This is a genomic window from Treponema lecithinolyticum ATCC 700332 (assembly GCA_000468055.1).
GTDB lineage: Bacteria > Spirochaetota > Spirochaetia > Treponematales > Treponemataceae > Treponema_C > Treponema_C lecithinolyticum.
In genome coordinates this window covers 262,270-275,455 of sequence record KI260561.1, presented here as the reverse complement: position 1 = coordinate 275,455, position 13,186 = coordinate 262,270, and the positions used below count along the sequence as shown (strand labels likewise).

General features: G+C 45.0%; 9 protein-coding genes. All 9 read left to right on the top strand.

Annotated features, from left to right (window positions below; all coding sequences use genetic code 11):
• Positions 1-459 precede the first annotated feature (459 nt).
• The 9 genes from polA (at position 460) to HMPREF9193_RS03965 (ending at position 13,106) form a co-directional block, all read left to right on the top strand.
• Entirely contained in the window at positions 460-3,279 is a 2,820-nt protein-coding gene (polA, locus tag HMPREF9193_RS04005) for a DNA polymerase I (protein WP_021686790.1), read from the top strand.
• Positions 3,276-3,896: a dephospho-CoA kinase gene (gene coaE / locus HMPREF9193_RS04000; protein ID WP_040847468.1), complete on the top strand. Its 621-nt coding sequence runs from the start codon at positions 3,276-3,278 to the stop codon at positions 3,894-3,896. Before polA ends, coaE begins: the two co-directional genes overlap by 4 nt.
• A 7-nt stretch (positions 3,897-3,903) precedes the next feature.
• Entirely contained in the window at positions 3,904-4,884 is a 981-nt protein-coding gene (locus HMPREF9193_RS03995; RefSeq protein WP_021686788.1) for an SPOR domain-containing protein, read from the top strand.
• A gap of 136 nt (positions 4,885-5,020) precedes the next feature.
• On the top strand, positions 5,021-6,625 hold the full coding sequence (locus HMPREF9193_RS03990) for a hypothetical protein (protein ID WP_021686787.1): 1,605 nt from the start codon (positions 5,021-5,023) through the stop codon (positions 6,623-6,625).
• A 145-nt stretch (positions 6,626-6,770) separates the two neighbouring features.
• Complete coding sequence (fusA, locus tag HMPREF9193_RS03985) at positions 6,771-8,855, top strand: elongation factor G (protein ID WP_021686786.1); 2,085 nt, start codon at positions 6,771-6,773, stop codon at positions 8,853-8,855.
• Between the two features lie 30 nt (positions 8,856-8,885).
• A complete protein-coding gene (locus tag HMPREF9193_RS03980; protein WP_021686785.1) occupies positions 8,886-9,566 on the top strand; it encodes a hypothetical protein in 681 nt (226 codons plus the stop codon).
• A gap of 149 nt (positions 9,567-9,715) precedes the next feature.
• Positions 9,716-11,293 carry an NFACT RNA binding domain-containing protein gene (locus HMPREF9193_RS03975; RefSeq protein ID WP_040847466.1) on the top strand — a complete coding sequence of 526 codons (1,578 nt, stop codon included), beginning with the start codon at positions 9,716-9,718 and terminating at the stop codon, positions 11,291-11,293.
• Positions 11,286-12,662: an MATE family efflux transporter gene (locus HMPREF9193_RS03970; protein ID WP_021686783.1), complete on the top strand. Its 1,377-nt coding sequence runs from the start codon at positions 11,286-11,288 to the stop codon at positions 12,660-12,662. The genes HMPREF9193_RS03975 and HMPREF9193_RS03970 overlap by 8 nt, the downstream gene beginning before the upstream one ends.
• A 60-nt stretch (positions 12,663-12,722) precedes the next feature.
• A complete protein-coding gene (locus tag HMPREF9193_RS03965) occupies positions 12,723-13,106 on the top strand; it encodes a RidA family protein (protein ID WP_021686782.1) in 384 nt (127 codons plus the stop codon).
• Positions 13,107-13,186: the final 80 nt, after the last annotated feature.

The following is a 13,186-nucleotide window of genomic DNA, read 5'->3' as shown; positions in this document are numbered from 1 at the left end:
TTGCGGAGCAAACTCGAGTTGTGAATTGCACTCAGGATATGCAATCCTCATACCGGCATGGATGCCGTTGTTTGTTCTTTCACGTAAAGCGGGACAGGTTTCCACATTCGCCCCTATTTGTTGGTTGTTTACGGATTTTGAGTTTTGTGCATAAGTTACGCGAACGAACGAACGAACGAACGAACGAACGAACGAACGATTATGCACCGTTCGAACGCTTTGTCAAGCATCCGGGCAGACTTTTGTGTAATTTGTGTTACATGTTGATGCGCAAAGGAGGCAAGGTCGTGGAGCGGAATACTGTTTGCGCTACGGTATTGTTCCATGGGTATTATTATAACCTGCTTTCCGGCAGGTTTCAACCTTTTTTTTTGATAAAAAAACGAAAGCGCACAATGCGTACCTGCAAACTCCTTGTTTTTACTTCCAATCCGTGTTACTTTATAGCAGGAGAATGCAATGACCGACAACACGGTATATATTTTGGATTCCTACGCGCTTATTTACCGTTCGTATTACGCTTTTATAAACCACCCGCTGACAAATGAAAAAAACGAAAACGTTTCAGCCGTATTCGGCTTTTTCCGCAATTTGTTAAACCTTTTGCAAAGTCAACGCCCTTCTTTTGCGGCGGCAGCCTTTGATTCGCGTACGCCTACGTTCCGTCATCAAATGTACGACCAATACAAAGCAAACCGCGATAAAACACCCGAAGATTTGCACGCACAAGTACCTGTTATAGAAAACATTTTGCAAACGTTGGGTATACCCGTGCTGCGCCAAGACGGTTTTGAAGCCGATGACATTATCGCGACGGTCGCCCGTATGTGCCGCGAACAAAACAAACAGTGCCGCATTTTATCCGGTGACAAAGACCTTATGCAGCTTATCGACGATAAAATCATGATGATGAAAAACGGAAAAACCGGCGGCTGGGAGCTTATCGGATCCGAACAAGTTGAACAAGAGTGGGGAGTACCCCCCTCTCTTATGTTGGATATGCTGTCTTTAACCGGCGATACGGCGGACAATATAACCGGAGTTCCGGGTATAGGACAAAAAACCGCACAAAAACTGCTGGCACAATACGGAAGTTTTGAAGGTATTTACGAACACGCAGGAGAAATTACCGGAGCGCTCGGCAACAAAATACGTGAAGGTAAAACAAGCGGAGAATTTTCGCGAACGCTTATCCGGCTTAAAACGGATGTTCCGCTCGGCACAACGATTGAAGATCTTTCGCTCGCTCATATCGATTACGCTGCAGCTTCGCATCTTTTACAAAACTGCGGCGTCTTTGCCGTGGCAAAACAATACGCACAAGCCGCAGAATCCGCACAGGGGCAAAAAAAAGAGGTTTCATCGGCAAAGCCATCGGACAGTTCCGCTACACCATCTGCTGCAATTCATGCTGCAAAAACGCCGCATACGGATATTCCGGAAGAAAAAACCGCCGACGAAGTTAGGCAAAACACGGGAGATTACCGCCCGGTATACGATTTAACGCAACTGACAGCCCTTATAGACACCGTACTCGAGCTTAAAACAGCTGCATTCGACTGCGAAACGGATAGCCTTAATGCGCACCAAGCGCGCCTTGCCGGGTTTTCTTTGTGCACGCAAGCGGGAACGGCATACTATGTTCCGATTGAAACAACCGATATGCTGCTTGCCGGAAACCTGATAGCAAAAAAAGACGCGTTACATCAACTTGAACGCATTTTTTACAATAAAGACATGCACTTGATAATGCACAATGGCAAATACGACTTGGAAGTGCTGTTGGCAAACGGTTTGGGTTCAGGAAAATTCCCCGAATGCACTGTGTACGATACGATGATTGCCGCATGGCTTTTACAGCCGGAGCGCGACTCTTTTAAACTGGGCTCCCTTGCCGAAAGCAAACTGGGTTTAAAAGGCATAGAATTTGCGGATATCGTTCCCAAAGGTGCAACTTTTATGGACGTTCCGCCGGAACAAGCCGTACCGTATGCCGCTGAAGACGCCGATTTTACGCTGCAGTTGTGGCACGTGCTTAAAAAGCAATTGGAAAGCACAGGCTTAAGCGCTTTGTTTTACGAACTGGAAACCCCCGTACTGCCCGTACTGGCACAAATGGAAATCGCAGGTATCGGTATTGAAAAACAAAAACTTACCGAATATTCGGCGGAATTGACGGCACAAATCAAAACTGCCGAACAAACTATTTACGATACGGTAGGACACGAGTTTAACATTGCAAGCACTAAACAATTGCAGCAGGTATTGTTTGAAGAACTTAAATTAACGCCTTCAAAAAAAACAAAAACAGGTTTTTCTACCGATACGGGAGTACTTGAAGAATTAGCACTGTGGCACAGCGTTCCCAAACAAATACTCGAATACCGTGCGCTTGCCAAACTAAAATCCACCTATGTGGACGCGTTGCCCGCTTTGGCTGACAAAAACGGGCGCATACACACCAGTTTTATTCAAACGGGAACGGCAACCGGAAGACTTTCCAGCCGCGATCCCAATTTGCAAAACATCCCCGTGCGCGAAGAAGCCGGAAGACGCATACGAGCCGCCTTTAGCGCTCCCAAAGGACGCGTTTTGGTTTCCGCCGATTATGCGCAAATAGAATTGGTTATTTTGGCACATTTATCGCAAGATAAAAACCTGTGCGCCGCATTTAACGAAGGAACCGACGTACACCGCTCAACGGCAGCACTTATATTCGGCGTGCCGCCCGAACAAATCACCGCAGAGCAGCGCAGAACGGCAAAAACCATCAATTTCGGCGTTATGTACGGCATGAGCGCTTTCCGATTGTCCAATGAATTGGGTATTCCCATGGGGACGGCAAAACAGTTTATAGATTCATATTTTGCAACGTATTCGGGCGTAAAAGAATTTATTTATAAAACGATAGCGGATGCCGAACAAAACGGATATGTACAAACCATTATGGGAAGACGGCGCATTATTACATCCATAAACAGCGCAAACAAAAAAGAAAAAGCGGCAGCCGAACGCATAGCGGTAAACACACCCATCCAAGGTTCTGCGGCAGACATCGTAAAAAAAGCGATGATTGCAGTTGACCGCGCACTGAAAAAAGACATAGCCGGCGCACGCTTACTGCTGCAAGTGCACGACGAATTGATAGCCGAATGCAGCGAAGAACAAGCAAAAGACACTGCTTCTCTTTTAAAAACCGAAATGGAAAAAGCGGTTGAACTTTCCGTCCCGCTTCGCGTCAGCGTAGAATACGGCGCCAACTGGGGTGAATTCCATTGAAAAACCGGTACATCATCGGCATTACCGGACCTATGGCAGCCGGAAAAAACGCCGCAGCCGATATATTGCGCGAAAAAAACTTTACAGTTTTGGATGCCGACGTAATTGCGCACAGCGTGCTGTGCGAACATACGGCACAAATAGCCGAAATGTTTAAAGAAAAAGCGCGCAAACGGCACATACAACTGCTGAACGCCGACGGTTCCCTGAACAGACGGGCGCTCGGTTCAATCGTTTTTTCCGGCAAAAAGGATTTGCAAGCCCTTGAGCACATAATTCACCCCGAAGTAAACCGTATTATGGAAGAACAAATCGAAAAACAGCCCCTCGCTTCTTTTGTAGTGAATGCGGCGCTTTTACACAAAGTTCCGATTATAAAGCGCTGCGATTGCATACTGTACATACACGCTCCGCTGTGCCTTCGCATTAAACGGGTGCGCCGCAGAGACGGATTAAGTTTTTTTCAAATCGCCGCACGGTTTTTCTTTCAGCAAAAAAACTTTGCTAAATGTAAAAAACAAAATGCCGATATATATATTGTAGAAAATTCAAAAACACAGGAGCGGCTGAAAACGCAAATTCTGCGCGCTTTGAATATGTGTATAAACAAAGGATAGTACTTTTATGGATGACAAACGAATATTATGGGTAACCGCGGCAGTCGGTATTTTTTTGCTGGTTGTTATCGGAGCTGCACTTATTCTCTATTCTCCGCACAAAAGCACAGAGCCGCTTATAAGTTCCGCACAAACGGATAACAGCACATGGCTTCTCAGTTCGTCTTCCGGTTCTATGCAAAACAGCCAAGACCAAACAGGACAACTTTTACCTTCGGATATACAGTCATCCGGTTTACAATCAACCGATAACGGTTTACAAAACCAAACCGACATGCAAAACACAAACGGCGTTTTGCCGCCTGAAACGGTACAAAGCCGCGATGTTACGGTAATCAGCGAAAACACTACCGTTATCGATTTGGGCGCTTCGCAAACAACTGCGCAAAACGCTTCCGGCGACAATCAAACGGACCAAACCGGTGCGGCAGAACAAAGAGTAATAAGCGCTCCTTCCGGCACGCAGCCGATGAGCGATGTAAAAACGGTTGTTCCCGTTACCGTGCAAGCGGAAGCTACAACTTCTGCCAAAACCAATAATACGGCAGTTTCATCATCCGCCGGGGAAGCTAAAAAGACAAGTACTACGGCAAGCGCTAAAAAAAGCAATGCCGGAGCGCAAGCAAAAACACAAACAAAGAAAGCAAAGCCTGCCGTCAAAAATGCGGGCTCGGCAAAAACAGCTTCGGCTTCCGCAAAAAGCGCAAAAACCGGCTCTCAAAAAATAGCCGACCGTTTTTGGGTACAAGCCGCCTCTTATACCAACAAAGCAAACGCCGAATATGCGCGCAGCGTGCTCGCCGGCGAAAAAATTCCTGCCGAAGTGTTTACGTATCAGGATAAAGCCGGCACCGTATACTACCGGCTGAGAGTCGGACCCTATACAACCGAAAGCGAAGCCGAATACTGGAACAGCCGCATAAAACTGATAGATAATTTCAGTTCCACAAAAAGCTATGTTACCAATTCTTCAAAGCCTGCACGATAAGGGTTAGCGGCAAGGTAAGGATAAGCGATACTGTAACGCAAGTGTTTTTTTTATAAAAATAAAAAAAACACGGAATTTTACGGTTTAACGCGCAAAAAGTATAAAAAAATTACAAACGTGAGCGAATAAAGGTAGTATGAAACACATACTGCCTTTATTTTTATATACGCTGTGTGCAATCGCAGCGCAAAACGCCGCCGTTGCCGAGACGACCGTCCCCGGTACAACAGCTAGCCGAACCGAAACGGCAATCCCTACCCCAACCGCAGAAAAAGGGCGGATTACACAAAACGTAGAATTTCAAGCAATCGTATCGGGCGTGCGCCCTGCTCAAAGCAGCGTAAGTATAAAAATCAACCCGTCGCCGCTTTTTTCCCTATTTTTGGGAAACGTGCGCTTTGCCGGTATGTGGAACGGTTTTTCAAAACCCACTACGGGAACTGCAAGCGCTGCATCACAGCCGGCAAAACCGGTGCATCCGCTGTACATCGGCTTTCCTTCCGCCGCCGAAAAAACGCCTTTGTCGTGCGCACTGGAATTCAAAGCGTTTTCGTTTATACACACCCTTGTTTTTGTAAGCGGTGAAAAAGCGGCGGCAAACCAAGCTCCGTCTTTGTCTTTCGGCAAAATGTCGCCGGGCGCCGGCATATACGTACCGTTTGAAATCGAAGTGTACGGGCGTTTGCTTCCCGAAGGAATAAGCGCTTCAGCAGCGTTTGCATGGAAAAGCGTTCCGCTTACAGTTGAGCGTATACCTGCTTACGTAAGCCCTTCTGCAGCAAAAAAAGCCGGTACGGTATACACGGAAACACTATACTCGCATGCGTTTATGCAGCAATTCGATTTTAAAACCGCACACAGCCGTTTGAGCATGCGCTTCGCCCAAGGCAACAATCCGCAAACGTCCGCTTTTCAAGCGTTTACCCGCATATACCTTATCCGCTCTCTTTTACCCTATTCATACAGCTTGCAGTGGTTTATGTGCACGCCGCACTACGTAAATCAATCGGGAACAAGTGAAAAACACAGCGTTAAGTTTTCATTTAATCCGCAGCTTACATTCGTTTTTGCACATTCGCCGATACGGTCTGTTAAAATAGGTGCTGCAAGCGAAATTGCATACGAAACGCCAAAAAAAGAAGCCGCTTCGCAAACAGGTAAAAAACCGGGCTCCGGTAAAACAAAAAAAGAAAAAAAACAAAACCAAAGCCCGTGGACCGCCGCCTTAAAAACAGGCATTGTTGTACAAGCGCCGCCGGTAAAAACCGAAGTATCGTGCAGCGTTTCCGATATGCGCGTAATAAAAAAAGCCGACAGCGTATACCCCGCCGTACACGATAAAACTTCCGTTACAGTAAAATCACTCATAAGTTTTACCCCGCCGTATGCGAGCAAAAAAGTAAAACGCACATGGGATTGGAGCTGCCAATGGCTGTGCATACCGCAAGGCGCACGGATACTAAAAGAATATCGTTTAACCTCTTCGTTTTCGGCAAGCTTTATACCGCTTGAGCGCATACGCACCACAGTGGGTGCATCTGCACAGCTTATCTTTTTTGCTCCTCAAAAAACGCATACTTATGAGCGCTCATACCTTATAAAACTAAAAGCTGTTTCGTTTATTCCGCTGCAATATACGCGCAAAAACAGCGTAAGTTTGGATACCTCTTGCTCGTTTACCGGCGGCGAAAATAAAGCAAACGGTTTTAAAGGCGATATTACGGCAAAAATCCGTTTTTAAAATTATAAACCGCCACCCTTTAGCACAATAAAAAAAACAGTATTGAGCTTGCTATTATAAAAAAATTTCGATATAATGGTGCGAGTGTTTTTATACTGAAATCTTTGCAATGTCTGCAAAACTATAATTGAGAGGTACTATAATTATGAGCTTTGATATTTCAAAAATGAGAAATATCGGTATCAGTGCCCACATCGACTCCGGAAAAACAACCCTGTCGGAACGCATTCTTTTTTACTGCGATAAAATTCACGCGATCCATGAAGTGCGCGGGAAAGACGGTGTCGGCGCTGTAATGGACAACATGGAATTGGAACGCGAAAGAGGTATTACTATTCAATCTGCCTCTACGCAGGTAAAATGGAAAGATCACACTATCAACGTTATAGACACACCAGGTCACGTGGACTTTACCGTTGAAGTTGAACGTTCTTTGCGCGTTTTGGACGGGGCAATTTTAGTTTTGTGTTCCGTCGGCGGCGTACAGTCGCAGTCAATTACCGTAGACCGCCAATTAAAGCGCTACCACGTTCCGCGTATAGCCTTTGTTAACAAATGCGACCGCACCGGAGCAAACCCGTTTAAAGTACGCATGCAATTGCGCGAAAAACTCGGTCTTAACGCATACATGATGGAAATCCCCATCGGTTTGGAAGACAAACTCGAAGGTGTTGTAGATTTGGTAACGATGAAAGCCATCTATTTTGAAGGCGATAACGGAACCGAACTGCGTACAGCCGAAATTCCGGCACACTTGCAAGCCGAAGCCGCAAAATACCGCGAAGAACTTTTGGATGCCGCTTCTATGTTCGACGACGAACTTATGGAAGCTATGCTTGAAGGAAACGAAACTCAAGAAATGATTGAGCGTGCGATCCGTAAAGGAACGCTCAGCGAACAATTTGTCGGCGTATTTTTAGGTTCTGCATACAAAAACAAAGGCATTCAGCCGCTTTTAGACGGCGTTATCAAATACCTGCCCAACCCTACCGAAGTAAAAAACACCGCTTTGGATTTGAACAACAACGAAGCTCCGGTGGAATTAAAATCCGACGAAAAATTGCCGTGCGTATCTTTAGGCTTTAAATTGGAAGACGGACAATACGGACAGCTTACCTATGTGCGCGTATACCAAGGCTGCCTTAAAAAAGGCGATGAACTTTTAAACACGCGTGCACGCAAAAAATTTAAAGTCGGACGCTTGGTGCGTATGAACTCTTCGACGATGGAAGACATCAACGAGGGAGCTCCGGGCGACATCGTAGCCTTGTTCGGAATCGACTGTGCTTCCGGCGATACCTTTTGCCATCCCAGTTTAAACTATGCTATGACTTCGATGTTCGTTCCCGACCCGGTTATTTCTTTGGCAATTACGCCGAAAGACAAAAAATCGGCAGACCAAATGGCAAAAGCGCTTAACCGCTTTACCAAAGAAGACCCCACGTTCCAAACCTATGTGGATCCTGAATCGAACCAAACGATTATTAAAGGTATGGGTGAGCTTCACTTGGAAGTTTACATCGAACGCATGAGACGCGAATACAAATGCGAAGTGGAAACCGGTATGCCCCAAGTTGCGTACCGCGAAACCATTACCCAACACGCCGATTTTAACTATACGCATAAAAAGCAAACAGGCGGTTCCGGTCAATACGGACGCGTTGCAGGCTTTTTAGAACCCCTTGAAGGCAAAGACTATGAATTTGTGGATGCCATTAAAGGCGGTGCTATTCCCAACGAATTCATTCCTTCATGCGACAAAGGTTTCCGCGCTTCTATGACAAAAGGCTCTTTAATAGGGTTCCCGATCGTAGGCATAAAAGCGACCATCAACGACGGTCAATCGCACCCGGTAGACTCTTCCGATATCGCATTCCAACAAGCGGCTATCGGAGCGTTCAGGGAAGCGTACATGAAAGCAAAACCGATTATCTTGGAACCGATTATGAAGGTTTCCATAGAAGGTCCTACCGAATTCCAAGGAAACATTTTTGCCGTTATAAACCAGCGCCGCGGCGTTATTATTTCTTCTACCGAAGACGGAAATTTCAGCCGTGTCGATGCGGAAGTTCCGTTGAGTGAAATGTTCGGCTTTTCAACCGTGCTGCGTTCGTTAACGCAAGGTAAAGCGGAATTCTCTATGGAATTCGAAAAATACGGCAAAGTGCCTTCAAGCATTTCGGAAACGCTGACAAAAGAGTACGAAGAAAAACGCAAAAAAAGCCAATAGGTAAAACAAAATATTAACTAAGGAGTGAACATGGTCAAACAAGATCTTATCGACCGCAGTCCGGTTCGTTTTTTTGAGCAAGCGACCAACGGCGGATTACAAACCGGTGAAATGGGCATTTTGACTTCCAAAAAAGGATTGGGCAAAACGGCGGTACTTGTACAAATCGGTTTGGATATGCTGTTGCAAAACAAGCAAGTCGTACATGTTTCCTTTAATCAACATACAAATGCCATAATTACGTGGTATGAAGATATCTTTTGGGAAATGTCAAAAAAGAAAAACCTTGCCAATGCTGAAGAAGTAAAAAACGAATTGATCAGCAAGCGCATTATTTTGAATTTCAACCAGCACGCCGTTTCGGTTGCGCAAATTGTACAAACGCTTAAAGCGCTGCTTTCCGGCGGCATTCCTACCGCTTGTTTGATTATAGACGGGTTTAATTTTGCTGAAGTAAACGAAAACGACATAACCATATTAAAAAACTATGCTGCCGAAGCCGGCTTTGTTATTTGGGCAACATGTAATTGCGAAAGCGAAGACGTGTGTACGGTTATGAACAGCGCAACCGAACAAAAAATAAACACCGTCGTTCACTTAGAGCAAAAGAACGATTCCATTAACATGAAAGTGCTGAAAATGCACGGCAAAGCAACTGACGGAATTAACTTAAAGCTCGACCCCAAAACGCTGCTTATGGCGGAAAAATAAAAATTGCGGCACGGCGCCCGGTACACAAGTACACGTAAGCGCTGAAAAAAAGCTGCCTGCAATACCGGGCAGCTTTTTTTATGCCTCACCCAAACTTATATGCGCAATTTTTTTAACGGGCACAGCTGCACATGCATTCGGAGAAACCTATGTCGCTGAATTATAAGGAAATAGATGCCGTTTTAGCTGAACTGGACATTGAAAATGCTTTTATCCAGCAAATTGTACAGCCCGGTTACGACAGTTTGGCTTTGTATGTATACAAAACTTCGTACCAAAACGCAAAAGTTCTATACATGTGCCTTGCTGCCGGTGAGTGCCGCATACACGAAACAAAACGAAACATTCCGAAAACGGCAAAGCCGCTTCGTTTTATGGAATTCTTAAAAAGCCGCGTAAAAGGCTGTAAAATTGCAAGCTGCCGGCAAATAGGAAAAGAACGTATCGTCCGGCTGGAGCTTGAACGAAGCGGCGAAAAGTACCGTATGTTTATAAAACTGTGGAGCGGTGCGGCAAACGTTTTGCTTACCGACGAAAACTTGTGCATTTTAGACGCCTTTTATCGGAGACCCAAACGCAAAGAAGTAAGCGGCGGTATCTTTACTTTACCCAAAATCGATGGAGAGCATATCCGTGCGGCGCAAAAAACTTTTGAAATCAGAAATTTCGATGAATTGCTCGCTGCCGAAAAAATCGAGTCAAGCGGCTTGAGCTTAAACGAAAAAATCGACCTCTGGTACGGCGAACACGGAGAGCGTTGTTCACGCAGCGCTCTTTTACTTCAAGCCGAAAAAAAATACGGTCAAGCGGTAAACCGCATACAGGGTGCTTTGCAAAGGCTGGAAGAAAAAAGAAAAGATTTTGAAAATGCCGCACTGTGGAAACATCAAGGCGATTTAATACTGGCACATGCGCATTTGTTGAATGCGCAAAAAAACAGGGAAAGCGAAAAAACAGCCGAAAGCAGCGCGAATAACAGCGTTCCAAAAAACAGCGCAGCCGGAAAAAAAACGGTCGGCGATAAAAAAAAGACCGGCGAGGGCAAATACAGCGGAACTTCCAGCATTGAATGTACCGACTACGAAAACGGCGGCAGCATTGTGTGCTTAAAAATAGACCCTTTAAAAAGTGCAGCGCAAAATGCACAAATGTACTATACAAAGTACAAAAAAGCTGCAAGCGGCAGCGCCGATTTGGAACGCGACATTGAAGATTTAAAAGCCGAATTGCAAAAGGTACAAAGCGCATGGGACACCATCCGCCAAGAAGAAAACCCGGTACGGATGAAGCAGCTTTTGCAAAAAAACACAAGCATACGGGTACAGCAAAAGAAAAAACGGCCCGGAGTTGCGTTTTTTATCGACGGATGGGACATCTTTGCAGGACGCAGTGCAGCCGAAAACGATGAATTACTGCGTCATTACGTAAAAGGACAAGACATGTGGCTGCATACGCGGGATTGGAGCGGCGGTTACATTTTTATAAAAAGCCGCAGAGACAAAACTATCCCTCTGGAAATTTTATTGGATGCGGGCAATCTAGCGGTTTTTTATTCCAAAGCCCGTAAAGCAAAAACCGCCGATATATATTATACACAGGTAAAACACCTTAGGCGTGCAAAAAATGCGCCCAAAGGAACTGTTTTACCTTCTCACGAAAAAAATCTAACCGTTACGATCGATGAACAGCGGCTCAGAAAAATGGAGAAACTGAAAAAAGATGATTGACATGACAGAAGGAAAACCCATACGGCTTATCAGCCGTTTTGCATTTCCCATGCTTTTGGGAAACTTGTTGCAGCAAGCATACAATATCGTAGATAGCGTTGTCGTCGGAAACTTTGTCGGAAAAGAAGCTTTAGCTGCAGTCGGCAATTCGTTTATCGTAATGCTTCTTTTAGTATCGGTTTTTACCGGCATAGGTATAGGCGCTTCGATTTTAATCGCCCAATTTTTCGGTTCCGGACAAAAAGAAAAACTGCAATCAACCGTCGACACTTTGTACATAGCCATGGTTGTAGGAGCTACCGTGATTACCGTAAGCGGAATCGTTTGCGCCCGTCCGTTTTTAAACTTAATGAATACGCCCCAAGGCGACACAATGGAAATGTCCGCTTTGTATTTAAAAACCATGTTTGCCGGTACTTTTGTTTCGTTCGGCTATAACATCAATAATGCCATTTTACAGGGTGTCGGAGACAGTAAATCGTCTTTGCTTTTTTTAAGTATCGCAACCGTTATAAACATCGTATTGGATTTGATTTTTGTAACCGTTTTCGACATGGGTATATTCGGCGTTGCACTGGCAACCCTTATTGCGCAGTGTGCGGCATTTTTATTCGGTGTGTGGTACATAAACCGTACGATTACGCTATTCCGCATATCGCTGCGTCATATAAAATTCGATATGAGTATTTTATCGCGCTGTATCCGTATAGGATTGCCGGCAGGAGTTCAAAACGCGCTGTTTTCCATAGGGACGGTTGTATTGCAGCGTTTGGTAAACGGGCACGGAAGCGCTTTTATGGCAGGGTACAGCGCAACAAATAAAATCGACACCTTTGTTTTTATGCCCTTGCTCAGTTTTGCAAATGCAACTTCAACCTACGTAGGACAAAACATCGGCGCAAAAAAACTGGACAGGGTAAAACAAGGGGTACGCAGTACTCTTTTTATTTCCATTGCTTTATCCGTAAGTATAAGTATTTTGGTTATGGTTTTTGGGCGCTATTTACTTATGGCATTTACCCACGACGAAGAAGTACTGCATACCGGTCAAGAATTTATTATGCGCTTAATGCCGGGCTATTTTTTGCTTGCCGTTATTTTTATCTTGGGCGCTGCCGTACGCGGTGCGGGAAAATCGCTTATGCCGATGATTATTACATTCGTATCGTTAATTATAGTACGCGTACCGTCTGCATATCTATTTAATTACATAAGCGGTAAATACGACATTTTTTGGTGTTATGCGGCAGGTTGGCTTGCAGGGGCACTTATTATTACCCCTTACTATCTAAGCGGACGCTGGGAAAAAGACGCATTCCGCTTTGTAAGCGAAGATCACAGCAGCCAAAATGCAAAAACCGCCTTATAAATTGCCTCAAAACGCAATTTATGATATAGTTTTTCGTAGTAACCGAATAACGGAGGGATTATGAAAAAGACAATAGCAACACAAAACGCACCGCAAGCAATAGGTCCGTATGCACAAGCCGTTCAGGCAAACAATTTTGTTTTTACTTCGGGACAGCTTCCCGTCGATCCTGCAACCGGCTCTTTTGCAGGCACAACGATAAAAGAACAAACACAGCAATCGCTGAAAAACGTACAAGCGGTACTCGATGAAGCCGGCTGTTCAATGAGCGACATCGTAAAAACAACCGTTTTTTTAAGCGACATGAATAACTTTGCCGCAATGAACGAAGTGTATGCTCAATTTTTTACCGACGGCGCATTTCCTGCACGTTCTGCAGTCCAGGTGGCGCGTTTACCCAAAGACGCATTGGTTGAAATCGAAGCCGTAGCCGTAAAGCAATAGCAAATAAAAAAACGCCGGCAAAGCTATGCAGCTTCAGCGGCGTTTTTTTTAATCTTTATTTTATTTTTTATCGGATACTT

Coding starts and splice junctions, on each gene's coding strand:
- polA (WP_021686790.1), top strand. CDS start 460: ATGACCGACAACACGGTATATATTTTGGATTCCTACGCGCTTATTTAC.
- HMPREF9193_RS03995 (WP_021686788.1), top strand. CDS start 3,904: ATGGATGACAAACGAATATTATGGGTAACCGCGGCAGTCGGTATTTTT.
- HMPREF9193_RS03990 (WP_021686787.1), top strand. CDS start 5,021: ATGAAACACATACTGCCTTTATTTTTATATACGCTGTGTGCAATCGCA.
- fusA (WP_021686786.1), top strand. CDS start 6,771: ATGAGCTTTGATATTTCAAAAATGAGAAATATCGGTATCAGTGCCCAC.
- HMPREF9193_RS03980 (WP_021686785.1), top strand. CDS start 8,886: ATGGTCAAACAAGATCTTATCGACCGCAGTCCGGTTCGTTTTTTTGAG.
- HMPREF9193_RS03975 (WP_040847466.1), top strand. CDS start 9,716: ATGTCGCTGAATTATAAGGAAATAGATGCCGTTTTAGCTGAACTGGAC.
- HMPREF9193_RS03970 (WP_021686783.1), top strand. CDS start 11,286: ATGATTGACATGACAGAAGGAAAACCCATACGGCTTATCAGCCGTTTT.
- HMPREF9193_RS03965 (WP_021686782.1), top strand. CDS start 12,723: ATGAAAAAGACAATAGCAACACAAAACGCACCGCAAGCAATAGGTCCG.